At 62.3% G+C, this 24680-nt stretch carries 26 protein-coding genes; 17 read left to right on the top strand and 9 right to left on the bottom strand.

Features of this window, described 5'->3' with window-relative positions; genetic code table 11:
• The first annotated feature begins 27 nt into the window (after positions 1-27).
• Positions 28-1791, top strand: coding sequence for an L-lactate permease (locus tag TK06_RS01665; protein ID WP_063320520.1), 1764 nt, complete (start codon positions 28-30; stop codon positions 1789-1791).
• Positions 1792-1952: 161 nt separating this feature from the next.
• On the opposite strand, the gene TK06_RS01660 is transcribed toward TK06_RS01665, so the two are convergent.
• Positions 1953-2288 carry a hypothetical protein gene (locus TK06_RS01660; protein ID WP_063320519.1) on the bottom strand — a complete coding sequence of 112 codons (336 nt, stop codon included), beginning with the start codon at positions 2286-2288 and terminating at the stop codon, positions 1953-1955.
• Between the two features lie 246 nt (positions 2289-2534).
• On the opposite strand from TK06_RS01660, the gene TK06_RS01655 reads away from it, so the two are divergent.
• Positions 2535-3191: a polysaccharide lyase family 7 protein gene (locus TK06_RS01655; RefSeq protein WP_063320518.1), complete on the top strand. Its 657-nt coding sequence runs from the start codon at positions 2535-2537 to the stop codon at positions 3189-3191.
• 18 nt (positions 3192-3209) lie between these two features.
• Here the strand turns inward: TK06_RS01655 and TK06_RS01650 are convergent, their stop codons facing one another.
• From TK06_RS01650 to TK06_RS01640, 3 genes are all read right to left on the bottom strand, one after another.
• On the bottom strand, positions 3210-4442 hold the full coding sequence (locus tag TK06_RS01650; RefSeq protein ID WP_063320517.1) for a nucleoside permease: 1233 nt from the start codon (positions 4440-4442) through the stop codon (positions 3210-3212).
• 191 nt (positions 4443-4633) lie between these two features.
• Complete coding sequence (locus tag TK06_RS01645) at positions 4634-5725, bottom strand: sugar phosphate isomerase/epimerase family protein (protein WP_063320516.1); 1092 nt, start codon at positions 5723-5725, stop codon at positions 4634-4636.
• Positions 5722-6897 (bottom strand): Gfo/Idh/MocA family protein, encoded by a 1176-nt coding sequence (locus tag TK06_RS01640; protein ID WP_063320515.1) that lies wholly within the window; start codon positions 6895-6897, stop codon positions 5722-5724. The genes TK06_RS01645 and TK06_RS01640 overlap by 4 nt, the downstream gene beginning before the upstream one ends.
• 166 nt (positions 6898-7063) lie before the next feature.
• Between TK06_RS01640 and TK06_RS01635 the strand changes: the two genes are divergently transcribed.
• From TK06_RS01635 to TK06_RS01620, 4 genes are all read left to right on the top strand, one after another.
• Positions 7064-8062, top strand: a complete 999-nt coding sequence (locus TK06_RS01635) for a LacI family DNA-binding transcriptional regulator (protein ID WP_063320514.1) — start codon at positions 7064-7066, stop codon at positions 8060-8062.
• Between the two features lie 234 nt (positions 8063-8296).
• Complete coding sequence (locus tag TK06_RS01630) at positions 8297-9247, top strand: TAXI family TRAP transporter solute-binding subunit (protein ID WP_063320513.1); 951 nt, start codon at positions 8297-8299, stop codon at positions 9245-9247.
• A gap of 81 nt (positions 9248-9328) precedes the next feature.
• Complete coding sequence (locus TK06_RS01625) at positions 9329-11356, top strand: TRAP transporter permease (RefSeq protein WP_063320512.1); 2028 nt, start codon at positions 9329-9331, stop codon at positions 11354-11356.
• Entirely contained in the window at positions 11353-11739 is a 387-nt protein-coding gene (locus TK06_RS01620) for a DUF1850 domain-containing protein (protein WP_063320511.1), read from the top strand. Before TK06_RS01625 ends, TK06_RS01620 begins: the two co-directional genes overlap by 4 nt.
• Before the next feature lie 206 nt (positions 11740-11945).
• On the opposite strand, the gene TK06_RS01615 is transcribed toward TK06_RS01620, so the two are convergent.
• Together TK06_RS01615 and TK06_RS01610 are read right to left on the bottom strand one after the other, a co-directional pair.
• Complete coding sequence (locus TK06_RS01615; RefSeq protein WP_063320510.1) at positions 11946-13037, bottom strand: SMP-30/gluconolactonase/LRE family protein; 1092 nt, start codon at positions 13035-13037, stop codon at positions 11946-11948.
• A gap of 96 nt (positions 13038-13133) precedes the next feature.
• Entirely contained in the window at positions 13134-14264 is a 1131-nt protein-coding gene (locus TK06_RS01610; RefSeq protein WP_063320509.1) for a sensor histidine kinase, read from the bottom strand.
• Positions 14265-14506: 242 nt separating this feature from the next.
• Between TK06_RS01610 and TK06_RS01605 the strand changes: the two genes are divergently transcribed.
• Both TK06_RS01605 and TK06_RS01600 read left to right on the top strand, forming a co-directional pair.
• Positions 14507-15472, top strand: a complete 966-nt coding sequence (locus TK06_RS01605) for an EamA family transporter (protein ID WP_063320508.1) — start codon at positions 14507-14509, stop codon at positions 15470-15472.
• A gap of 294 nt (positions 15473-15766) precedes the next feature.
• Positions 15767-16627, top strand: a complete 861-nt coding sequence (locus tag TK06_RS01600; protein WP_063320507.1) for a CAP domain-containing protein — start codon at positions 15767-15769, stop codon at positions 16625-16627.
• A gap of 193 nt (positions 16628-16820) precedes the next feature.
• Here the strand turns inward: TK06_RS01600 and TK06_RS01595 are convergent, their stop codons facing one another.
• Together TK06_RS01595 and ggt are read right to left on the bottom strand one after the other, a co-directional pair.
• Positions 16821-17354: a cysteine hydrolase family protein gene (locus TK06_RS01595; protein ID WP_063320506.1), complete on the bottom strand. Its 534-nt coding sequence runs from the start codon at positions 17352-17354 to the stop codon at positions 16821-16823.
• Positions 17355-17394: 40 nt separating this feature from the next.
• Positions 17395-19122: a gamma-glutamyltransferase gene (gene ggt, locus TK06_RS01590; protein ID WP_063320505.1), complete on the bottom strand. Its 1728-nt coding sequence runs from the start codon at positions 19120-19122 to the stop codon at positions 17395-17397.
• A gap of 164 nt (positions 19123-19286) precedes the next feature.
• Between ggt and TK06_RS01585 the strand changes: the two genes are divergently transcribed.
• The gene (locus TK06_RS01585; RefSeq protein ID WP_063320504.1) at positions 19287-19718 is read left to right on the top strand and encodes a GNAT family N-acetyltransferase; all 432 of its coding nucleotides are present in this window, start codon (positions 19287-19289) and stop codon (positions 19716-19718) included.
• 80 nt (positions 19719-19798) lie between these two features.
• Here TK06_RS01585 and TK06_RS01580 read toward each other — a convergent pair whose 3' ends face one another.
• Positions 19799-20149 (bottom strand): hypothetical protein, encoded by a 351-nt coding sequence (locus tag TK06_RS01580; protein WP_013693699.1) that lies wholly within the window; start codon positions 20147-20149, stop codon positions 19799-19801.
• Positions 20150-20290: 141 nt separating this feature from the next.
• Here TK06_RS01580 and TK06_RS01575 point away from each other — a divergent pair, with 141 nt between their 5' ends.
• From TK06_RS01575 to TK06_RS01540, 8 genes are all read left to right on the top strand, one after another.
• The gene (locus TK06_RS01575; protein WP_063320503.1) at positions 20291-20551 is read left to right on the top strand and encodes a hypothetical protein; all 261 of its coding nucleotides are present in this window, start codon (positions 20291-20293) and stop codon (positions 20549-20551) included.
• Between the two features lie 2 nt (positions 20552-20553).
• Positions 20554-20883: a DUF6388 family protein gene (locus tag TK06_RS01570; RefSeq protein WP_063320502.1), complete on the top strand. Its 330-nt coding sequence runs from the start codon at positions 20554-20556 to the stop codon at positions 20881-20883.
• A 219-nt stretch (positions 20884-21102) separates the two neighbouring features.
• A complete protein-coding gene (gene tusD, locus TK06_RS01565) occupies positions 21103-21495 on the top strand; it encodes a sulfurtransferase complex subunit TusD (RefSeq protein WP_063325040.1) in 393 nt (130 codons plus the stop codon).
• Complete coding sequence (tusC, locus tag TK06_RS01560) at positions 21495-21857, top strand: sulfurtransferase complex subunit TusC (protein WP_063320501.1); 363 nt, start codon at positions 21495-21497, stop codon at positions 21855-21857. Before tusD ends, tusC begins: the two co-directional genes overlap by 1 nt.
• A complete protein-coding gene (gene tusB / locus TK06_RS01555) occupies positions 21857-22150 on the top strand; it encodes a sulfurtransferase complex subunit TusB (RefSeq protein WP_063320500.1) in 294 nt (97 codons plus the stop codon). Before tusC ends, tusB begins: the two co-directional genes overlap by 1 nt.
• Positions 22147-22482: a TusE/DsrC/DsvC family sulfur relay protein gene (locus TK06_RS01550; RefSeq protein WP_063320499.1), complete on the top strand. Its 336-nt coding sequence runs from the start codon at positions 22147-22149 to the stop codon at positions 22480-22482. Before tusB ends, TK06_RS01550 begins: the two co-directional genes overlap by 4 nt.
• Complete coding sequence (locus TK06_RS01545; protein WP_063320498.1) at positions 22479-23480, top strand: glycosyl transferase family protein; 1002 nt, start codon at positions 22479-22481, stop codon at positions 23478-23480. Before TK06_RS01550 ends, TK06_RS01545 begins: the two co-directional genes overlap by 4 nt.
• Before the next feature lie 88 nt (positions 23481-23568).
• Positions 23569-24567 (top strand): glutathione S-transferase family protein, encoded by a 999-nt coding sequence (locus TK06_RS01540; RefSeq protein WP_063320497.1) that lies wholly within the window; start codon positions 23569-23571, stop codon positions 24565-24567.
• Positions 24568-24680: the final 113 nt, after the last annotated feature.

The raw sequence follows: 24680 nt of genomic DNA, 5'->3' as shown, positions 1-24680 counted from the left end.
TCCAACAATAAAAAGCAGAGGTGGAACATGGTCTGGCAACAAGTCTACGATCCCTTCGGTAATGCGGTGCTGTCGACGCTCCTGGCGGCGGTTCCGGTGGTGGTGATGCTGGCGTCCCTGGCGTTCTTTCATGTCAAGGCGCACCTGGCGGCGTTGATGGCCTTGGCCTCGGCCTTGCTGATCGCCATCTTCGCCTTCGGCATGCCCGCCGGCATGGCCGGGTCAGCGGCACTTTACGGCGCGGCCAACGGGCTGTTGCCCATTGGCTGGATTGTCCTCAACATCATCTTCTTGCACCGCCTGACCACCGAAAACGGCTCGTTCAAGGTCCTGCAGGATTCCCTCGCCCGCATCACCGACGACCGACGCCTGCAATTGCTGCTGATCGCCTTTTGCTTCGGTGCGTTCTTCGAGGGCGCCGCGGGTTTCGGGACGCCGGTGGCGGTGACCGGGGCGATCCTGATCGGGCTGGGCTTCTCCCCCTTGGCCGCCTCGGGCCTGGCGCTGATCGCCAACACCGCGCCCGTGGCCTTCGGCGCCCTGGGCACGCCGATCATCACCCTGGCCAAAGTCACCGGGCTGGATGAAATGGAGCTGTCGATGATGGTCGGTCGGCAGTTGCCATTTTTCTCGGTGCTGGTGCCGTTCTGGTTGATCTGGGCGTTTGCCGGGTGGCGCAAGATGCTGGAGGTCTGGCCGGCGATCCTGGTGGCCGGTGTCAGCTTCGCCATCCCGCAGTTCCTGGTGTCGAACTACCACGGGCCGATGCTGGTGGATGTGATTGCCGCGCTGATTTCCATGGCCTGCCTCACCGGTTTCCTCAAGGTCTGGAAACCGGCCACGGTGCACACCTCCGCCGCGCTGTCCGGGCGGGTCGACAACTCGAAGATCGACGCCAGCGAGGATGAAAAACCCGTCGCCAGCGCGGCATTTTCCAGCGACACTCGCTCCGCCGTGGGACGGGCCTGGATGCCCTGGATCATCCTCACAGTGTTCGTGTTCGCCTGGGGCACCCAAGGCTTCAAGAACCTGTTCGACACCCGTCCGGCCATCGACCCCCAGACCCAATCGGCCCGACTGGATCCCCAAGGCAAGCCGATGCGCGAGGCCAATCCGATCTTCTCGCCCCTGGTGACCTTCGGCACCATCCACCAGCAGATCGAAAAAGTCCCGCCCGTGGTGCCCCAGCCTAAAACCGAGGAAGCGGTCTACAAGTTCAACTGGTTCACTGCCACGGGCAGCGGCATCTTCCTGGCGGCGATTCTCGGTGGCTTGCTGATGGGCTATTCCATCCCGCAACTGCTGCACCACTACCTGCGAACGCTCTGGGTGGTGCGCTACTCGCTGATTACCATCGTAGCAATGTTGGCCCTGGGGTTTCTCACGCGCTACTCAGGCCTGGACGCGACCATGGGCCTGGCCTTCGCCGCCACGGGCATTTTCTACCCCATGTTCGGCACCTTGCTGGGCTGGCTCGGCGTGGCGCTGACCGGTTCGGACACCGCCTCCAACGTGTTGTTTGGCGGCTTGCAACGAGTCACGTCCGAGCAACTGGGCATCAGCCCGGTGTTGATGGCCGCAGCCAACAGTTCCGGCGGGGTCATGGGCAAGATGGTCGACGCGCAGTCGATCGTGGTCGCCTCCACCGCGACCCGTTGGTACGGTCACGAAGGCGAAATCCTGCGCTACGTGTTTTTCCACTCGGTGGTGCTGGCGATTCTGGTGGGCGGGCTGGTGACGTTGCAGGCGTATGTGGCGCCGTTCACGCATATGGTGGTGGGAGGACAGTGACAGAGGATCGGGCATGATCGGGCTGTTGTGGCGAGGGAGCTTGCTCCCGCTGGGCGGCGAAGCGGCCCTTTTGCGATCGCTGCGCGATCGAGCGGGAGCAAGCTCCCTCGCCACAGGTAAGCGCCTTTACAACCGGCGCTCACCTACTCTAAAGCAGGGTGTCACTGAACGCTTTTCAGCTTGACCACGTCACCGGACACCGAGGTGGTGTAACCGGTCAAGACCCAGGCCCAGAACCAGTTTTCCTGGACTTGGGTGTTGATCATGGCGTCGCCACCCTTGGCCTTGATCGCCGCGGTCTGGGCGCGTACGAAACGGTTGTTCTGGCGAATCGGGATCACGCCGAACAGCAACAGGCCGGTGGCCTTGGCTTCACTGTGGCCGACAACGGTGTATTGGCTGCTGTCGTATTGCTGGGTTTTCATCGGGGTGCCGGTGCAACCCGCCAGGGCCAGGCCGAACAGTGCGCAGGCGACAACTTTGCTGATTTGATTCATTTGACGCTCCATGGAAAGACGCCCGGGATCCGTCTCTCGGGCGGCGCGTACTCTAACCGATCAGCAACAAATTGACACACGATAATCCGCTCAATTCAGTGCCTGAAAGGCTCATTGCAGAGCCATCCGTCAGGTGCTCCTCCAGCGAAACAGCCCATCGTCGATAACATGAAAACTGCGCCACGGAAGGCAGTTTCTGTCTTGACGGCCGCCAGGTAACGGCCGGTCCCGTTGGAGGGTTTTATCATGATTGACCTGACTGTCTGGAACATTACCCTGCCCGTGCAAACGCCGGCGCAGGTCGTGGCGACCAAAGCCATGCCAACCCTGAAAAACAAGTATTTCGACAATAACGGCCAGCGAATCGTCTTCTGGGCGCCGGTCACCGGTTCCCATACCGGTAAAAGCGAATATCCGCGCTCCGAACTGCGGGAAACCAGCAAGGACGGCAAGCTGCGCAACTGGCGCTACAACAGCGGCACCAATACCCTCAAGGGCACCCTGGCGGTGAACCAGGTGCCTTCCGAAGGCCGGGTGGTGGTGGCGCAGATCCACGCCAAGGACGCCCCTACGCCGTTGTTGAAACTGGTGTACCGCTACGCCAAGGGCACCGGCAATATCGACGTGGAATACCGGGTCAAGCCCAAGGACAAGAAGAGCCCGGTGATCTACACCGTGCCCAACGTGCCGCTGAACAAGACCTTCTCTTATTCGCTGCAAATGGACAAGCAAGGCAAGCTCTCGGTGCTGATCGGCAACTCGGGTAAACAGGTGAAGTTGGACCCGTCCTGGTACGGCTATAACTTCTATTTCAAGGCCGGTGTCTACACCTTGGACAACAAGGGTTATTCCAACGAAGGCGGGAAAGTGACCTACACCAAGCTGGACGTCAGTCACAAATGACTGACGCCCAGCCCTGCTTCAAGCCTTTGACGACGCAGCGAGCGCTTGCTGGCCGCGGAAGGTAAACAGGAAGCAGAGCAACACCAGCAGCGCGAAACCGGCCGGGAACAGCCAGATGCTCTGCCAGTCATGACCGCCCGCCACGACAAAGTGATCGGTCACCTGCCCCGCCACCCAGAAGCCGATCAGCATCCCCACACCATAGGTCGCCAGGGTAATCAGCCCCTGGGCGGAGCTGCGAAAGCGCTCCGGTGCCTTGGCATCGGTGTAGATCTGCCCCGAGACAAAAAAGAAGTCGTAGCAGATGCCATGCAGGGCAATGCCGGTGAACAGCATGAACGCCAGGTCGCCGTTATTGCCGTAGGCGAACAACAGGTAGCGCAACGCCCACGCCAACATCCCCACCAACAGCGCCAGCTTGATGCCAAAGCGCTGGATGAACAGTGGCAACAGCAGCATGAACAACACTTCCGAGACCTGCCCGATGGCCATCTTCGCCGTTGGGTTGGTCATCCCGGTTTCGGCCAGGAACGGGTTGGCATTCTGGTAATAGAACGCCAGGGGAATGCAGATCAGGATCGAGGCGATGAAGAACACCAGGTAGCTGCGATCCTTCAACAGCCCCAACGCGTCCAGCCCCAGCAACTGCCTGACGCCGCCCGCGCGGGCCTGTTCCTTGAGCGGCGCCGTGGCCGGCAGCGTGAAGCTGTAGAGCCCCAGTACCAGGGAAGCAACGGCCGCCATCAGGAACGTATTGCGCAAGCCGCCTGCCGAGATCGCTTCGCGCGAATCCCAGGCGAACACAAAACTGATCACCACGCCCGCGACGATCCAGCCAATCGTGCCCCACACCCGGATACGGGAGAACTCCAGCGCCGGATCGCGCATTTGCCGGAACGCCACGGAATTGACCAGGGCCAGCGTCGGCATGTAGACCACCATGTACACCAGCACGTACGGGTAGAACACGCTGAAATCCGCCGCCGAATACAGCTGATACAGCAACACCGCACCGAGCAGGTGCAACACCGCCAGGATCCGTTCGGCGTTGAAGAAGCGGTCGGCGATCAGGCCGATGACGAACGGCGCAATGATCGCTCCCCACGATTGCGTGGAGAACGCCATGCCGATCTGCCCGCCGCTGGCGCCCAGGGTGCTGGAGAGGAAGGTGCCAAGGGTGACGAACCAGCCACCCCAGATAAAGAACTGCAGGAACATCATCACGCTGAGGCGTGCATTCATCGTGGTCATGAGCGTCACCGTTTTATTGTTGTTCTTGTGGAAATGGAGTTTTGCAGAGCCCCTGTGGCGAGGGGATTTATCCCCGCTGGGCTGCGAAGCAGCCCCAAAAAACAGTCGACTCAATCAACCTGGGCGAACCGGGATGTCAGGGTTTAGGACTGCTTCGCAGCCCAACGGGGATAAATCCCCTCGCCACAGGGTTATGTCATTGGCATTGGGGGCAAACCCAACAACCGTCGATTGGAATCCTCATCCGCCGTGACACTGGCGAAATCATCGAACGCCTTGCCGGTCTTGCTGATCATGTGCCGCTGGATGAACGCTGCCCCTTCTGCGGCGCCCTGTTGTGAATCCTTCAAGCAGCATTCCCATTCCAGGACCGCCCAACCGCTGAAATCGTATTGGGTCAGCTTGCTGAAGATCGATTTGAAATCGATCTGGCCGTCGCCCAGCGAACGAAACCGCCCGGGCCGATCGACCCAACCCTGGTAACCGCCGTACACCCCGGAACGGGCATCGGGGCGAAATTCGGCGTCCTTGACGTGGAACATGCGGATGCGTGCGTGGTAGCGGTCGATGAAGCCCAGGTAGTCCATCTGTTGCAGCAGCAAATGGCTGGGGTCGTAGAGGATCGCCGCCCGTGGGTGATGATCGACCGCCTCCAGGAAGCGCTCGAACGAGGCCCCGTCGTGGAGGTCTTCGCCGGGGTGGATTTCGTAGCACAGGTCCACCCCCGCCGCGTCAAAGCAGTCGAGAATCGGCAACCAGCGCCGGGCCAGTTCGGCGAAACCCTGCTCCAACAGGCCCGCCGGGCGCTGCGGCCAGGGGTAGAAATACGGCCACAGCAGCGCGCCAGAAAACGTTGCATGAGCCTTCAGCCCCAACCGCTGGCTGGCGCGGGCAGCCAATTTGAGTTGCTCGATCGCCCATTCGGTCCGCGCCTGGGGCTGGCCGCGCAGATGGGCCGGAGCGAAGTCGTCAAACAGCGCGTCGAACGCCGGGTGCACTGCCACCAACTGGCCTTGCAGGTGCGTCGATAACTCGCTGATCTCGACACCGGCCTGGGCACAGGTGGCCTTGAGTTCATCGCAATAGTCCTGGCTCTCGGCGGCCCGGGCCAGGTCGATGTATTGGGTGCCCGACGTCGGCAGTTGAATGGCCTTGTAGCCTTGCGACGCCGCCCACTGGGCGATGTTGGCCAGGGTATCGAACGGCGCTTCGGCGGACATGAATTGCGCCAGGAAAATACCTGGGCCACGCAGGCCGCTCGGTGGTGTGTCGAGGGTATTCACAACAGGGATGCTCCGGTTTGCACGGTGGTCCACTTCGCGTCGCCACGGTGGTTGAGGATGGCGGCCTCGATGAAGGCCATGCCACGCAAGCCGGTCTCGATGCCGGGCACGCCAGGGACGTCAGGGCCTTCGACATGGTTGCGAATAGCGTGGGCGAAATCGCCGTAGAGGTTGGCCATGGCTTCCAAGTAGCCCTCGGGATGCCCGGCCGGCAGGCGCATGCGCCGCGTGGCCGCCGCGCACAGCCACGGCTGGCCGACGCCGCTACGCAGGATGCGCAAAGGCTGGTCGAAGGCGCGATGGATCAGGCTCGCCGGTTCTTCCTGGCGCCACTCCAAGGCGCCCTTATCGCCGTAGACGCGAATCTTCAGCGGGTTCTCTTCGCCGGTGCAGACCTGGCTTGCGATCAGCACACCGCTGGCGCCACCCGCCATCTTGAACAGCATCGCAACGTCGTCATCCAATTGCCGGCCCGGCACATGGGTGCCCAATGTGGCGCATAGCTGCTGGATAGGCTGGTCTGCGACGAACTCGGCGAGGGAAAACGCGTGGGTGCCGATGTCGCCGATGCAACCGCCCAGGCCGGACTGCCCGGGGTCGTCGCGCCATTCGGCCTGTTTATTGCCCTGGGCGGCGACATCCTGGCTGAGCCAGCCTTGGGGGTACTCGACCAGCACTTTGCGCACCTGGCCGATCGCGCCCGAGCGCACCATCTCCCGGGCCTGCCACACCATGGGATAACCCAGGTAGGTATGGGCCAGCCCGTAGAGGCAACGGCTGCCTTGCAGCACTTCCCTGAGGGCCAGCAACTCGTTGAGGTCCAGCGCGGCGGGTTTCTCGCTGAACACATGGAAACCGGCTTTCAAGGCCTCGCTGGCGATGGGTGCATGAAGATGATTGGGGGTAACAATGACCAGCAATTCCATGCGCTGATCAAGCGGCAGCAGCGCTTCGGTGTCGAGCATCTGCTGCCAGTCGTGGTAGCAACGGGACGCGGCCAGGCCCAGGGCCGCGCCGGTCTGCCGAGTGTTGCGAGGGTCGCGGCTGAATGCGCCGCAGACCAGTTCGAAACCGCCGTCCAGGCCCGCGGCCTGACGGTGGGCCTGGCCGATGAACGCGCCCTCTCCACCGCCGACGAAGCCCATTCTTATTTTCGGTGCTACAGGATTCATCGCGATTGTCTTCCTGTCAGGATGATGATGTAACCGGTTACATCATGGCAAAAATCTAGGCTCAGTTTCCCCGCGTGTCAAACCCACGAGGTTCACCGTGGAATATTTGTGAGGCGCTCAACCTGCGGTAAGCTCCCCACCGTACCCCCTGTTCCCCGAGGTGATTTTGTCCAACATTCGTGAGGTGGCCCGGCTGGCGGGTGTTTCGGTGGCCACGGTGTCCAGAACCCTGAAATCGCCCGAGCGGGTGCTTCCCGAAACGCGGGACAAGGTCAACGCGGCGGTGGAACAGGCCGGCTATCGGCCCAACCTGATGGCGGTGCAATTTCGCTCCCGGCGCACCGGCAACCTGGTGATCCTGGTGCCGGCCATCGCCAATACGTTTTTCGCCCGGGTCATCAGCGGCGCGCAGCAGGCCGCGCAGGCGGCGGGTTATCGATTGCTGCTGTGCGACACCCGGGGCCGCGCGCAGATCGAGCGGGAATTTGCCGCGCTGGTCTACGCCCACCAGGCCGACGGGGTGATCCAGTTGCGCGCCAGCGATCCTTTCGAATCGATGCCGGCAGGCGTCGAAAGCCTGCCGCTGGTCAACGCCTGCGAAGTGGTCAAGAACGCCCCCTACCCGACCATCAGTCTCGACAACCGCGCCGCCGCCCAGGCCATGACCGAGCACCTGATCGGCCTCGGCCACCGCCGCATCGGCATCATCAAGGGGCCACGCAGCAGCCCCCTGACCCTGGATCGCGTGGCCGGCTACCAGGATGCCCTGAGCCAGGCCGGTATCGCCGTCGACCCCAGCCTGATCTGCCATGGCGACTTCACCTTGAAGGCCGGTGATGACGGGGCCGGCGCGATGTTGGCGCTGGCCGACCGCCCCAGCGCACTGTTCTGTGAAAACGACGAGATGGCCATCGGCGCGCTCAGGCGCATCAAGCAAATGGGCCTGCGGGTGCCCGAGGATATTTCCCTGGTGGGTTTTGATGACATCCCGTTCGCCGCCTACTGCGACCCGCCCCTGACCACCATTTCACAGCCTGCCGAAATCTTTGGGGAAAAGGCGGTGCAGATGCTGATTGCTCTGATCGAGAAGAAGCCGATTGCCGAGCGGCATGTGGTGTTGCCGTTCGAGTTGACGGTGCGAGGCAGTACGGCGCCCCTGGCCTAACAAGGGGCCAGTGGCGAGGGAGCTTGCTCCCGCTGGGTTACGCAGCAGCCCCGAAAGAGGCTGACGCAATTTTTCAGGCAGACCGTGTTTGTCGGTTTTACGACGGCTGCGCCGCCGAGCGGGAGCAAGCTCCCTCGCCACAGAAGCCTTTACGGCCACTCGACTCGCCATCACCCGCGCTTGAACTACAGTGGAAAGACTCTGCATAAGCCATAACAAGACGGAGAGGTCCCCATGCGAGTCAACAAGCACTTCACCCTCCTGGCCGCCGCGGCAGCCCTGGTGGTCAGCACCACGGCCCAGGCCGCCCCGGTGTACATCAACATCCTCACGGGCGGCACCAGCGGAGTTTATTACCCGATCGGGGTCGGGCTTTCACAGATCTACAGCAGCGGCATCCAGGACGCCAAGACATCGGTGCAAGCCACCAAGGCCTCGGTGGAAAACCTCAACCTGCTGCAAGCCGGTCGTGGTGAGCTGGCCCTGGCCCTGGGTGACTCGGTGGCGGATGCCAAGAACGGCGTGGAAGACGCCGGTTTCAAGGCGCCGTTGACCAAGCTGCGCGCCATCGCTGGCGCCTATCCCAACTACATCCAGATCGTCGCCAGCCAGGAGTCCGGCATCAAGACATTGGCCGACCTCAAGGGCAAGACCGTTTCCGTCGGCGCGGCAAAATCCGGTACCGAACTCAATGCCCGGGCGATATTCAAGGCTGCGGGGCTGACCTACCAGGACATGAAGGTCCAGTACTTGCCGTTCGCCGAGTCGGTGGACTTGATCAAGAACCGCCAACTGGACGCCACACTGCAGTCCTCGGGCCTGGGAATGGCGGCCATTCGCGACCTGGCCTCGACCATGGCGCTGAGCTACGTAGCAGTGCCCACCGATGTGGTGGAGAAAATCGGCAACCCGGCGTATCAGAGCGCAATGATTCCGGCCAATACCTACGATGGTCAGGCGGAGGCCGTACCGACGGTGGCCATCACCAACATCCTGGTCACCCGCGAGGATGTCCCGGATGAGGTGGCGTACCAGATGACCAAGCTGCTCTTCGAGAACCTCACTCGCCTGGGCACCTCCCATTCAGCGGCCAAGGACATCACCCTGAAAAACGCCGCGAAGAACCTGCCGATCGCACTCCACCCCGGTGCCGAGCGCTACTACAAGGAAGTGGGCGCGCTGTAACACCCTGCGTATCAACGGTGCCCATCGCCGTTGATCCGTCGTGTTTTCACCCCTTGAATGTGAACAGAAGGCAGGCACCTCATGAGTGAAGACCAGCACGGCATCGCCACGGACCCGCGAGACTGGCCCAAGACCCTGTTCTACGTGGCCTTGCTGTTTTCAATATTTCAGATCGTCACCGCCGCGTTTTCTCCGGTCTCCAGCATTGTGCTGAGGGCGGTACATGTCGGCTTTCTGCTGTGGGTGGTGTTCCTCAGCTACCCCGCGCATGGCAGGCAGCGCCCTTGGCAACCCTTGGCCTGGGTCTTGAGCCTGGGGGGCGTGGCGACGGCGCTTTATCAATGGGTGTTTGAGTCGGACCTGATCCAACGCTCCGGCGACTTGACCACCACGGACATGATCATGGGGATCGTCCTGGTCGTGCTGGTGTTCGAAGCCGCGCGGCGAGTGATGGGCATCGCACTACCGATCATTTGCGGCCTGTTCCTGGCCTATGGCCTGTTCGGCGAATACTTACCGGGCGACTTGGCCCATCGCGGCTATGGCCTCGATCAAATCATCAACCAACTGTCGTTCGGCACCGAAGGGCTGTACGGCACGCCAACCTACGTGTCGGCCACCTATATTTTCCTGTTCATCCTGTTCGGCGCCTTCCTGGAAAAGGCCGGCATGATCAAGCTCTTCACCGATTTCGCCATGGGCCTGTTCGGTCACAAGCTCGGTGGCCCGGCCAAGGTGGCCGTGGTGTCATCGGCGCTGATGGGCACCATCACCGGTTCTGGCATCGCCAACGTGGTCACCACCGGGCAATTCACCATCCCGTTGATGAAGCGCTTCGGCTACAAGGCCGCGTTTGCCGGTGGTGTGGAAGCCACGTCCAGCATGGGCAGCCAGATCATGCCGCCGGTGATGGGCGCGGTAGCCTTCATCATGGCCGAAACCATCAATGTGCCGTTCGTTGAAATCGCCAAGGCCGCGTTGATACCCGCCTGCCTGTACTTCGGCTCGGTGTTCTGGATGGTTCACCTGGAGGCCAAGCGCTCCGACCTCAAGGGCTTGCCCAAGGACCAATGCCCCAGCGCCTGGGGCGCGGTCAAGGACAGCTGGTTCCTGCTGATCCCGCTCGGGGTGTTGGTCTACCTGTTGTTTTCCGGACGCACCCCCCTGTTTTCCGGCATGGTGGGCCTGGCATTGACAGCCATCGTGATTCTCGGCTCGGCGATCATTCTCAAAGTCTCGAACTACGCGTTGCGCTGCGCCTTCTGGATCGCCTTGGGGCTGCTTTGCGTCGGTTTTTTCCGCTTGGGCATCGGTGTCGTGTTTGCGGTGATCGGCGTGTTGGTGGTGGCCTGCTGGTTCATGCAAGGCACTCGGGAAACCCTCGTCATCTGCTTGCATGCGTTGGTAGATGGCGCGCGTCATGCCGTTCCAGTGGGGATCGCCTGCGCCTTGGTGGGCAGCATCATCGCGGTGGTCTCGCTGACTGGCGTGGCCTCCACCTTTGCCGGCTACATCCTCGCCATCGGCCGGGACAACCTGTTGCTGTCGCTGATCCTCACCATGCTCACCTGCCTGGTGCTGGGCATGGGTATACCGACCATCCCCAACTACATCATCACCAGCTCGATCGCCGCACCGGCCCTGCTGGAACTGGGCGTGCCGCTGATCGTGTCGCACATGTTCGTGTTCTATTTCGGTATCTTGGCCGACCTGACGCCGCCGGTGGCGCTGGCTTGTTTCGCCGCCGCGCCCATTGCCCGGGAAAGTGGCCTGAAGATCAGCTTCTGGGCGGTGCGCATTGCCCTGGCTGGGTTCGTCATTCCATTCATGACCGTCTATAACCCGGCCCTGATGCTCCAGGGCGACAACCTGTGGATGACGGCGTACATGCTGATCAAGACGTTGTTGGCCGTCGGGCTCTGGGGCATGGCGTCCACCGGCTACCTGCAACAGAAAATGCCGATTTGGGAACGCTTGCTGTGTTTTGCCGCCGGCGCGTTGCTGGTGGTTGCCCTGCCCGTGACCGATGAGATCGGCTTCGTGCTGGGTGGGCTGCTGATTCTCCAACACGTCTGGCGCGCACGACGCAGTGGGCGGGCCTTGGCGTGATCGGTCTGTGCCTGGGCTTGTCCGGCGTGGTCTGGGCCCAGCTCGCCGTGGCCGATTTCACGTTGGCATGGAACCACACCATCGAGAAGATTCGCTGGGAGGAAGATTATCGCGTCAGCGAACAGGGCCTGATCCTGGGCGAGGCCAGGGTCAAAGGCAATGGCGCGGGCATGGAGATTCCCGACGATGCAAGGCTTGAAAACGGCAGCTGGCACTATCAACGCCAGGTGCCGCCCCTGCAACCGCTGAAACTGGGCCGCACGCCGCAGGCTGGCGACTATCAGTTATGTTTTGGTGGCGGTTGTCGGGCGATGAGTCATTGGCTGGGGCCGCCGACAGAGGGCCAGCCGACCGTGGAGCTATGGAGCTGCGGACAATCCTGAACCCATCAGAAAACACCGCAGGCACAGCGGACATCCTGTGGCCAGGGATTGCTCCCGCTGGGTTGCGCAGCAACCCCAAAGAGACCGAATGTTGAATGCGACCAACCAGGCACACCCAGGTGAATGGTTTTAGGGCTGCTACGCAGCCCAGCGGGAGCAAGCTCCCTCGCCAAAAAGTCCATCAACTCCGAGGGTGAATGTGTCACTCAGGCAAACGTCGCCCCTCGGGTATTCACGAACAGCGAATACAGCGAGTGGCTGCCGGCCATGAACAACCGATTGCCTTCCCGTCCGCCGAAGCAGACGTTGGGACAGCGCTCCGGCAGGGAGATGTGCCCGATGGCCTTGCCTTCAGGGTTGAACACCCGCACGCCGTCGAGTTTTTCCAGGTCGGCCTTGGGGTCGCCATTGCCGCCCCAACCGCACCAGAGGTTGCCGCTTTCATCACATTTGATTCCGTCGATCGCCGCGTAATCCAGGCCTTCGATGTGCTTGCGCCGCTCACCCAGCGTGCCGTCATCCTTGACGGTGATCGCCCAGATCAAGCGGTTGGGCTTGGCCCGGCCTTCGACCACGTAGAGGATTTTCTCATCCGGGGAAAAACACAGCCCGTTCGGCCCCGCCAGGTCGTCGATGACCCGCGTGACCTTGCCGGTTTCGCCATCGATGCGATACACCGCGTGAGGCTGGGCGGGGGTGACTTTGTGTCCCTCGTAATTGTTGCCGGTCTGGAACGGTGGGTCGGTGAACCACACCGAGCCATCGCGCTTGCACACGATGTCGTTGGGCGAGTTCAGCGGCTTGCCTTCGAAACTGTCCGCCAGCACGGTGATAGTGCCGTTGTGCTCGGTGCGGGTGATGCGTCGGCCTTCGCTGGCGGTGGTGGAGCCTTCGCACACCAGCAGCCGGCCCTGGCGATCGCGGCACATGCCGTTGGAGAAGTTGGAGTTCTCGCGGTAGACCGACAGGCCACCGGTAACTTCATCCCAGCGCACGATGCGGTTGTTGGGAATGTCGCTGACCAGCAGGTAACGACCGTCACCGACCCACACCGGCCCTTCTGCCCAACGCAAACCGGTGGCGAGTTTCTCCACGCTGGCATTGAAGATGCGCAAGTCCATGAAGCTGGGGTCAAGGATATTGATCAGCGGGTCCGGGTAACGCTGACTCAAGGGCTCGGCCTGAGCGAGCCCGGGCAGGTTGCCAAGGGCGGCCGCAGCAGCCGAGACCACCAGGGATTTTTTCAGGAATACCCGGCGGCCCTGATCGGCGGCGGTTGCAGATTGCGAAGCATCCATCGGTGCGTCTCCGTTAATTATTATTGGACGGGACGACAGTTTTACTACGTGATAAGACATCGTACAAGTATGTGAATCTGCTCTGCGCACAGTCGATCAGGCCGGGTTCAGCGGTATACGAACGGTGAAGGTCGTGCCGACTCGCGCCTTCGAGTGAACCTCGATGGTGCCGTTATGGGCCGATACGATCGCCGAGGCGATATGCAGACCCAGTCCGAGCCCGGCCGTGGAACCGTACTGCATCTCACCGCTGCGCAGATGCCGGATCATAGGGTTGAAGAGACTGGAAATGGCCTCTTTCTCGATAGGCTTGCCCTGGTTGTTGATCGCGATCACGGCCCTATCCTTTTCAACGCTCAACGAAACAGTCACTGGCGTGCCTTCGGCACCATGCTGGACGGCATTGCCAATCAGGTTGGCAAATACCTGCTCCATGCGGGCCGGATCAAACACCCCTTCCAGGGCACCGGTCGTTTCAAAGCGGATTTCGCTTTCCGGATGATAGGCCCGCGCCTCCTCCACCATACCTTCGCAGGCGGCCACCAGATCGCCCTTGAAGCGCTGGACTGGAATGCCCGAGCCGAGTTGGGTGCGGGTGAAATCCAGCAGATCGCCGACGATTTTGTTGGCCCGCTTGACGCTGGTGTAGATGCGCGAAGTGATCTTGGTCGCCTTGGCGGGCAGGTCCCCCGCCCGCAGCAGCACTTCGGAACTCAGCAGGATCGCGCCCAAGGGGCTGCGCAAGTCATGCCCCAGAATCCCGAGAAAGATATTGCGCGACGCATCCACCGCCCCCGAGTAACTGACGACGGACTCGGCCAAGGCCTGGTCCACGGCCTCGTTGAATCGAATCAGATCGTCCATGACCTGTTTGTGATCCAACTGCGTGTGCGGCATCCAGAGCATAAGCACGCTGGTGCGCAGGGCCCGGTACTCGGAAACCATTTGCTCCACGGTAAAACCCGAGGACTGGCGGATGACCGCATGGGTTTCGGCGGCGGTTTCGGCATCAACCGGCGGGGCCTCGCCGTGGGACTTGGCAATCGCCTCATTGCGCGTTTGCGAGGTGCGCAGGTCAGCGGCGATAGTGCGCAGCATCTGCTCGGCATGGTCGCGCAGGGCCACGGAATCCATGCCAATGGACGCGGGGGTGATGGTTTTGGCGAAGTCTTCCCACGCCTGAAGAATCGGCTCGATATTGTCGAGAATGAAATCGGCCAGGCGCATGGGGCAGCTCCGCAAAGGGCAATGCTGTAAACGACACAACGGTCAGGTTGTTGTACAGCAAAGCGCAGGACAATGTGCGCGCGGTCGTTCACTTAACAAGGTAGAGCTCCCCGAGACCCCGACCTTGTCTCTTGTAATCCTATAGGGTAAAAACAGCCCTCAAAGTTGTACGACGACCTATAACTAAAAACAGCTGTTCCAAGGCGATTTGCCTGGGCGGCCCACCATTGAGACACCCTGCCATGACTCGCCCCGCCGCTGCACCTGATGCCCCGCCTCCATTGCCCCGTCACCTCGCGGTGCTCGTTCTGCTGTGCATGGGCTGTGCCTTTGCCGGCAATCATGTCGCCGCCCGAGCGGCGTTCGATGACGGTGCTGGGGTATTGCTGGCGATCCTGCTGCGCTCAGGCGGGACGTTGCTGGTGTTGGCCGCGATGGTACTGTGGCAACGTCAGAGCCTGCGTTTGCCGCCGGGCGCATGGCGTTGGCAGGTGCTGCTGGGGTTACTCATCGCTGCGCAGAGCCTGTGCCTGTACTCGGCCGTGGCCCGGGTGCCGGTGGCACTGGCGCTGTTGGTGGGCAACGTCTTTCCGATTCTGCTGGCCTTGCTGACCTGGGCGCTGGGCGGGCCACGGCCCACTGCACGCACCGCCACGTTGATGGGGATGATCCTGGTGGGCCTGGTGTTCGTGCTGGAGGTGCCGGCGCGGTTATCGTCTGAACAGAGCGTTGGCCCGCAATGGCTACTGGGGGTGGGCCTGGCCTTCTGTGCCGCTTGCGTGTTCGCCTGTGCGCTGTGGATCACCGATCACAAGCTGTCACAGGTCCGTGGTTCGGTGCGCAGCCTGCTGACGATTTTCATCGTCTTCAGCAGCGTCAACCTCGCCGGCCTGACCGGTGCCCTGCCCGGCGGTTTCGACCTGCCAGCCAGCAGCACCGGTTGGTTCGCCCTGGCGACCCTGGTGGTGCTTTACGGCACCGGTTTCACTGTGCTGTTCATTTCCGTGCCCCGCCTGGACATGCCGCGCAACGCCCCGGTGATGAACATCGAACCGCTGGCCACGCTGCTGATCGGCTGGCTGGTGCTGGACCAGATGCTCAACCCGGGCCAGGTGATGGGTGGCGCGATTGTGGTGACGGGCATCGTATTGCTGACCTATCGCAAGGTCGAGCGGGTCAAGGTGCCTGTGGCTGGAACAGCGAATTGAACTGACTGAACACCGTTGTGGCGAGGGAGCTTGCTGCCGCTCGACCGGGCTGGCGCTCCAGCGCGAAGCGGTCGCAAATGCGTTGGGCCTGCTTCGCAGGCCAGCGGGAGCAAGCTCCCTCGCCACAATGGTGTTGTGCCAGCTCGTAGAAAGTCTTCGTCCTCAGAAACTTGTTCCAAAACCGACAGTCCTACCCCAGCCGTGAAAACCCGCCGATCTGCAGCGCCGGGTTTTCCAGCTGATCGGCGCCAAGCCTGGCGCTAAGCACCTCCCCCTTCTTGAGCCGTTCGCCCCATGCGCCACCCTGTTCGCTCTAGCCGTTTCGTTTCGCTGTGCTTGCTTGCCCTGTTTCCCTTATTTGCCAGCCCCGCCCACGCCCGTGGCGAAAGGCAGTTGGTGGACGCCATCAACGATTTCCGTAGCCAATCACGCCGCTGTGAATGGCGCACGGTGCGTGCCACGCCGCCGCTGGTGCTGCGCTCGAACCTGGGCTTGCCGATGGGCTTTCGCGGTGGGCTGCGGGAGACCTTGAAAGACGCCGGCTACCAGGCCCGGGCCGTGCGCAGCATCCGCCTGACCGATGCGCGGGACGCCGAAGAAGCATTCGAAATGTTGACCGACGAACATTGCGCAGCACTGCTGGACAACCAATACGCCGACATCGGCGTCAATCGGGTCGGTGATGAGTGGCGCGTGGTGCTGGCGCAGCCCATGGGAGGCACACGGATGAGCGACGCGGGTGCGACGGATAAGTCGCTGCTGGCCCAGGTCAACGCCGCCAGGGCCAAGCCGCGGATGTGCGGGCGCCAGCGCTTCGCCGCGGCCCGGCCGCTGAGCTGGAACACCGCGCTGGGAACCGCCGCCCAAGGCCACAGCCGGTCGATGGCCCGCGAGAATTATTTCGCCCATCGCGACCCGGACGGTCGCTCCTCTTCCGATCGGGCCAAGAGCGCCGGCTTTCGCGGACATAAATTGGGCGAGAACATCGCCGCCGGACAACGCTCACCGACCCAGGCCATGCACGACTGGCTGGCCAGCCCGGGGCACTGCGCCAACCTGATGAATCCGATGTTCACCCAGATGGGCGCCGCTTCCGCCAGCGATTCACGCAGTGATGCGGGGGTGTACTGGACGATGGTGCTTGGCGCACCGTGAAAAACCATCGTCGATGCTGAGCCATCCGCTGTTGTGGCGAGGGAGCTTGCTCCCGCTCGACCGGGCTGGCGCTCCAGCGCGAAGCGGTCGTAAAAATTTTAGGGTCGCTTCGCAACCCAGCGGGAGCAAGCTCCCTCGCCACAAGTGTGCCCCCAAGTCAAACCTACGTCGCAGTACCAATAGTGAGTATCGGCTACAGACGGATTTCAGCAGCCGGCACCACATCGATCCGCGATACCGCACTGCTCAGCCGCCCCAATCGGTTGTTGTGATTGGCAATGATCTGCTCGGCCGCCATGCTGCCGTTGTCCACCGTGGAGTGGGCATCGGCCACCAAAACCACGTCGTACCCCAGGGCATGGGCCTGGCGCACGGTGGCGTTGACGCAATAGTCGGTTTGCAGCCCGCAGATCACCAGGCGGTCGATGCCTCGGGCCTGCAACAACGGTTGCAGGTCGGTCTGGTAGAAAGCATCGGGGGTGGTCTTGCGCACCCGCAGGTCATCGGCTGCGGTCAACAGGTCGTCGGCCAGTTGCCAGGCGGCAGAACCATAGGTCAGCGAACCTTCCAACTCTTCGTGCTGGATCAGGATCACCGTCAAGCCGAGGGCCCGGGTTTTGGCCGCCAGGTCGTTGATGGTCCGGATGATGCGCTGGCTGTCGAAGCATTCCTCTTCGCCTGAGCACAGCGCGTTCTGGACATCGATGATCAGCAATGCGGTGTTCATGACCTTCCCTCTTCAAACATTATCGGAGCCGCGCGATGACTCAATACCCCAGCGACAACCCAGTGTTGCGACGGGGGTCGTTGGCGCCATAGAAGCGGTTCTTGCCCACCGGCTTGCCACCCAATGACGGCGCACCGACCAGGATCGCGGCAATGTGGTTGGGGTCCTGCGGGCCGGCAAACTTGTGCCCCCAGCTCTCCAGCAGCTTCCGGGTATCGGGGCTGGCCGCGAACGCCTCCAGGTTGGTTTCCTCCGGCATCCACTGCTGGTGGAAGCGCGGCGCGTCGACCGCCTCCTGGAGGTTCATGCCGTAGTCGATCACATTGAGGATAGTCAGCAACGTCGCGGTGATGATCCGGCTACCGCCCGGGGTGCCCACCACCATGACCGTCTTGCCGTCCTTGGTGACAATGGTCGGGCTCATGGATGACAGCGGCGCCTTGCCCGGCGCGATGGCGTTGGCTTCGCCCTGGACCAGGCCGTACATGTTGGGCACGCCGACCTTGGCGGTGAAATCGTCCATTTCATCGTTGAGGATCACCCCGGTCTTGCTCGCCATGACACCGGCACCGAACCAGTCGTTCAGGGTGTAGGTGACCGAGACGGCGTTGCCCCACTTGTCGACAATGGAGTAATGGGTGGTGTTGCTGCCCTCATGGGGCGCCACGCCGGGCTTGATCTTCTGCGAGTCGCCGGCCTTTTGCGGTTCGATCGCGGCCCGCAGCTTGGCGGCGTAGTTTTTATCCAGCAGATGGTCGATGGGGTTCTTCACGAAGTCCGGGTCACCCAGGTAACTGTTGCGGTCCACGTAGGCGTGGCGCATGGCTTCGATCTGATAGTGCATGCCCTGGGCCGAATGGAACCCCAGGTCCTTCATCGGATAACCGTCGAGGATGTTCATGATCTGGCACAGCACCACCCCGCCGGAACTGGGCGGCGGCGCCGAGATGATGTGGTAGCCGCGGTAGTCGCACTCCACCGGGGCCAGCTCGCGGGTCTTGTACTTGTCCAGGTCGGCCTGGGTGATAATGCCTTTGTTGGCCTGGCTGGCGGTGACCAGCGCATCGGCGACCCAGCCCTTGTAGAAGCCGTCGGCACCCTTGGCGGAGATTTCCCGCAGGGTCTTGGCGAGGTCCTTTTGCACCAGCTTCTGGCCGACCTGCATGGGCTCGCCGTTGTGCAGGAAGATCGCCCCGGAGTCGCGCATGTCCTTCTTGAACACATCGGTGGCGGTTTCCAGCAGATCGACATCTCCCTGCTCCAGGGCGAAGCCTTCCTCGGCGAACTTGATGGCCGGGGCGATCAGCTCCGCCCGCGGTTTACTGCCGTACTTCTTCAACGCCAACTCCATGCCGGAGACGGTGCCGGGCACGCCCACGGCCAGGTGTCCGCGGGTGCTGAGGTCGGGGACGACATTGCCGTCCTTGTCCAGATACATGTTGGCCGTGGCGGCCAGGGGGGCTTTTTCGCGGAAATCCAGGAACGTCTTGCGGCCATCGGCCATTTGAAGGGTCATGAACCCACCCCCGCCCAGATTGCCCGCCGCCGGATACACCACCGCCAAGGCATACCCCACCGCCACCGCCGCATCCACGGCATTGCCGCCGTTCTTGAGCACGTCGACACCCACATGGGTCGCCAGGTGCTGGGCGGTGACCACCATGCCGTTCTCGGCGGCCACCGGTGCCTGAGAGGCGGCCTGGACATACAAACAGCTGAGGGTCAGGGATATGGCAATGAGGGTTCGGGCTAAGGATTCGAACTTCATGACTCGGCCTCTTCTTGTTTTAAACAGTCGGCGATCGCATCAAGCAACTAGCTAGTATGGCCCGGTTTGCGTAATGCGCCTGTTTCCAAGCCGACCGGGTGACGCCACGGTAGCCTTTGGGATAGGCTCCTGCGGTTAATCTTGACTGAATAAAGACATTGTCGATGACGCTACGAATCGAACGCACGGACGCGCCCACCGACGAAGAACGCCAAGCCATCCTCGCTCCGCTGCGCGCCTATAACACGGCCAAGACCGGCGGGACAGTGCCTGAACTGGTGGCCTGGCTGGTGCGCGATGAACACGACGAAATCGTCGGAGGGCTCTATGGCCGAGTGTTTTTCCGCTGGTTGTATATCGAGCTGCTGGTGGTGCCGGAACAGGCCCGGGGCCAGGGCACCGGCTCGACCCTGATGCAGATGGCCGAAGCACTGGCCCGGGAGAAAAACTGCGTGGGCATCTGGCTGGACACCTTCGACTTCCAGGCGCCGGAGTTCTACCGCAGGCACGGCTTCACGGAAATCGGCCAGATCGACGACTACCCGCCAGGTCACCAGCACTTCTTCTTCCAGAAGCGCCTGACGCCCTCTGACTAAAAACCAGTCCCTGTGGGTAATGCCGGTCAGTTAAGCCTCCAACCCGTGGGGGCGAGCCTGCTCGCGATCGATCTATCTGTTCAAAGACACGTCGCCAACGCCGCCAACCGGCGCTTGGCCACGAAGTCGTCATGCTTGGCGTAATAACTCAACTCGGTGCCCGTCGCACCGGCGTGCAAATCGACAAACGATTCAGCGGAGCGGGTGTAGACCGTCGAGCCCCCCTTCTTGCCCGGTTGCAGGTAGGCGCCAGCATCGACACCGAACACCGCTTCGTCCTGCCAGGAGAACTGCACGCACTGGGCCACGACCTGTTCGGGTTTGTCCGAGGTCAGGGTCTTGTAAGGGGCCTGGGTCCGGGCCTCGTTCATCGCAGAACCCGCGCAGCCGGCCAGCAAGGTCGCGGCCAGGGCCACGGTCAACATTCGCATTGCGTTCACTCATCAAGAAAAAAACGGACTGTAGCACTGCGGCCCGGGCCTTCGTGCTGCTTTACTGAAATTTACACGGGACATCGGCCTGCGATTCGCGCACCCTGTCGCGCCATTGCCACCAGCCAAGCGGAACACCCCATGACGCCCAACGCCGAGTTCTACAAGCCCACCCCGGAATATGCCGACAAACTGATCAGCCAGATCGGCCAGACACCGTCCTGGATCGCCAAGCGCATCGGCGTCACCGACAAGCGGGTTCGCTACATCCTCGACGGCGAACGCACCGTCAAGGGCGAAACCACGCCGATCCAGATGACCTACACCGAACAGTTCGCCCTCGAATGCCTGGCGGCTGCGGCCAAGGCCAGCAAGAAGCAGTCTGCATCCCCCAAGGAGTGACCATGGCGGCAACCGAACAGCAACACGAACGGGCCCTGGCAAAGTTTCTCGATGAGCGCCCCGAACTGCGCCACGAACTGGACCACCTCAACCCGCTGCTGGCCCAGGCCAAGGGCGAGACCGCCGCGCAGTACCGCGCCGAGCGCTTGCATGAAGCCTTCGAAGCCGAGGCCGAGCGCCTGGGCCTGTTTGCCTGGGAACTGACCCTGCAACTGACCGCCGCCTCGCCCCAGGACTACCAGGCCCAGCGCCTGGAAGTGCACAAGGAAGTGGCGGAGATGGCGGGAATGGCGTGGGCAGAGTATTGCGAGTTGCATGGCCTCAAGGTCTAGCACAGCTCCTGTGGCGAGGGAGCTTGCTCCCGCTGGGGTGCGTAGCGCCCCCAAACCTCCCAACGCGGTGTGTCAGCCAAACCACAGCGGATGAGTTGGGGCCGCTGCGCAGCCCAGCGGGAGCAAGCTCCCTCGCCACACGGTCTCACCGCTTTCTGCCAATCGCCCCCCCGCCCATAAAGCTTTATCATGGCCGCAGTTTTGCTGATCGGGTCTGTCATGAAGTTCGCCATCGCGCTGTTTTCCGCCGCCCATGCGCCCTCCTCGCGCCGTGCCTTGCTGTTTGCCCAGGCTGCGCTGGCGGGCGGGCATGAGATCGTGCGGCTGTTTTTCTATCAGGACGGTGTCTATAACGCCTGCGCCAGTGTCGTCACGCCCCAGGATGAACAGGACCTGCCCCAGCAGTGGCGAACCTTTGTCAGCGACAACCAGCTCGACGGTGTGGTCTGCATCGCGGCGGCGTTGCGCCGTGGGGTGTTGAACGAGGAAGAGGCCCAGCGCTACCAGCGCTCGGCGGTTAGCGTCGAGGCGCCCTGGGCCTTGTCCGGGCTGGGCCAGTTGCACGATGCGATCCAGGACGCCGACCGTTTGATCTGCTTTGGAGGCGCGTGATGGCCAAGTCTTTGTTGTTGATCAGCCGCCAGGCCCCCTGGTCCGGCCCCGGCGCCCGGGAAGCGTTGGACATCGTGTTGGCCGGCGGCGCGTTCGACCTGCCCATCGGCCTGCTGTTTCTCGATGACGGGGTGTTCCAGCTGACGAGCGGCCAGAACGCCAAGGTCGTCCAGCAAAAGGACCTGAGCGCGAACTTGCAGGCATTGCCGATGTTTGGCGTCGACGACCTGTTTGTCTGCGCCGACAGCGCCGCCGAACGAGGTATCGCCACCGATACCCTGGCGCTGGGCGACGTGAAAGCACTGACCGCGCCGCAAATCGCCGCGCTCATTGACCGTTACGACCAGGTGATCACCCTCTGATGTCGACTTTACACGTGTTGTCTCATTCGCCCTTCGGCGATAACCGCCTCGCCAGTTGCCTGCGGGTACTGGGCAATCAGGATGCGCTGCTGCTGTGCGGCGACGCGACGTACGCGTTGCAACCGGGCAGCCCACCGTTTGCAGTGCTACAGGCCGCTGGCGTGAACCTGTTCGTGCTTGCCGAAGACCTCCAGGCCCGCGCCCTGGACACGCCTGACTGGGCCGAAGCCATCAACTACTCGGGTTTCGTCGAGCTGTCGATCGAGCACGACAAGGTCAACACCTGGCTATGAAGACGCTGAACGTGGGCGACCGCACCATCGCGCTGGACAAGGACGGCTACCTGGCCGACCTTGACGACTGGTCGGCCGAGGTCGCCACAGCCCTGGCCACTGCCGAAGACATCGAGCTGGGCCCCGAACACTGGGAGATCCTTGAACTGCTGCGCGGCTTCTATAACGAATTCCAGCTCTCCCCCGCGACCCGGCCGCTGATCAAGTACACGGCACTGAAACTGGGCGCGGACAAAGGCAACAGCCTGCACCTGAACCGATTGTTCAAAGGCACTCCCGCCAAACTCGCCGCCAAGCTGGCGGGCCTGCCCAAACCGACGAATTGCTTATGACCGACTTTCCATCGCTGACCCTTGAGACCCCGGCCGAACACCCGTTCGCCCAGTTCGTGCGCATCCTGGGCAAAGGCAAGCGCGGCGCCCGCAACCTGACCCGCGAAGAAGCCCGCGAAGCCATGGGCCTGGTGCTCGACGAAAAGGTCGAGGACACCCAGCTTGGCGCCTTCCTGATGTTACTGCGGCACAAGGAAGAAAGTGCCGAGGAGATGGCCGGTTTCACCGAGGCCCTGCGTGAACGCTTGGTGGTCCCGGCGTTGGCGGTGGACCTCGACTGGCCGACCTACGCCGGCAAGAAGCGCCATTTGCCGTGGTACCTGCTGGCGGCCAAGTGCCTTGGGCAGAACGGCGTGCGGATCTTCATGCACGGCGGCGGCGCTCACACGGCGGGCCGGCTCTACACCGAACAACTGTTGGCGTTTTTGCAGATCCCGCTATGCCGTGACTGGCAACAGGTCGCCGGCGCGCTGGACAATGGCGGCCTGGCTTTCATGCCGCTGGTGGACTGGGCGCCGCAAATGCAGCGGATGATCGACCTGCGCAACACCCTGGGCCTGCGCTCGCCGATCCACTCACTGGCACGCATCCTCAACCCGCTGGCCGCCCGTTGCGGCTTGCAAAGCATTTTCCACCCGGGCTACCAAGCCGTGCATCGCGACGCCAGCGGTTTGCTCGGTGATACCGCCATCGTGATCAAGGGCGACGGCGGCGAGATCGAAATCAACCCGGACGCCGACAGCCACCTGTACGGCACCACCGGCGGCGTCAGCTGGGACGAAGAATGGCCCCGCCTGTCCGAGCAGCGCCATGTCAAACCGGAAAGCCTCGACCCCGAACATCTGAAAGCCATCTGGCGCGGCGACGTGCAAGACAGCTACCCGCAACTGGCGCTGATCGCGACCATGGCGTTGGCCTTGCGTGGCCTGGGCCTGGCTCGCGAAGAAGCGTTCGACAAAGCCCGGCAGTATTGGAACGCCCGGGATCGTTCGATTTAACCGATCATTAGCGCCCAACCTTTGCGCTTTTACTTCAAACCTATCGGAATAGACTCACCTCCAACGTTTATTGGCCGAGGAGATCGAGATGGGTTTGTTAGTCGAGGGCCGCTGGCAGGATCAGTGGTATGAAAGCAAGGACGGCACCTTCCAGCGTGAACAGGCGCAGCGCCGTCACTGGGTCACCGCCGACGGCAGCGCCGGCCCTTCGGGTGAGAGCGGCTTCGCCGCCGAGGCCGGGCGCTACCATTTGTATGTCTCCCTGGCCTGTCCCTGGGCGCACCGCACGCTGATCTTGCGCAAGCTCAAGGGCCTGGAAGACTTGATCGATGTATCGGTAGTCAGCTACCTGATGCTGGAAAACGGCTGGACCTTCGACAAGGCCCACGGCTCCACTGGCGACAAACTCGACCATCTGCAATTCCTGCATCAGCGCTACACCGCCGACACGCCGGACTACACTGGCCGCGTCACGGTTCCGGCCCTTTGGGACAAACGGCAACAGCGCATCGTCAACAATGAATCGGCGGAAATCATCCGCATGTTCAACAGTGCCTTCGACGGCTTGACCGGCAACGGGCTGGACCTCTATCCCGAACACCTGCGCGACGACATCGACGCCTTGAACGAGCGGATTTATCCGGCGGTGAACAATGGCGTGTATCGCGCCGGGTTCGCCACGACCCAAGCCGCGTATGAAGAAGCCTTCGACCGGCTATTCGCCGAACTGGATTGGCTGGAAGCGTTACTGGAAACCCGCCGCTACCTGGCTGGCGAATACCTGACCGAGGCCGACATCCGCCTGTTCACCACGATGATCCGCTTCGACGCGGTGTACTTCGGCCACTTCAAATGCAACCTGCGGCGCATCGCCGACTACCCGAACCTGTCGAACTGGCTGCGAGAGCTGTACCAATGGCCGGGCATTGCCGAGACCGTGGATTTCACGCATATCCAGGGCCATTACTATGGTAGCCACAAGACCATCAACCCCAATGGAATCGTGCCCAAGGGGCCGAAGCAGGATTTCAGGGTTGCCCATGATCGGGGAAGGTTGAGTGGGAACGGGATTTGGCAGCGCGATTAAGATCGTTCCCACGCTCCGCGTGGGAATGCCGCCCGGGACGCTCCGCGTTCCGCTCTTGGAGTGACGCAGAGCGTCACCGGATGCATTCCCACGCGGAGCGTGGGAACGATCAA

This window comes from Pseudomonas fluorescens (genome assembly GCF_001623525.1).
GTDB classification, from domain to species: Bacteria; Pseudomonadota; Gammaproteobacteria; order Pseudomonadales; family Pseudomonadaceae; genus Aquipseudomonas; species Aquipseudomonas fluorescens_Q.
This window is presented reverse-complemented; position numbering and strand designations above follow the sequence as displayed.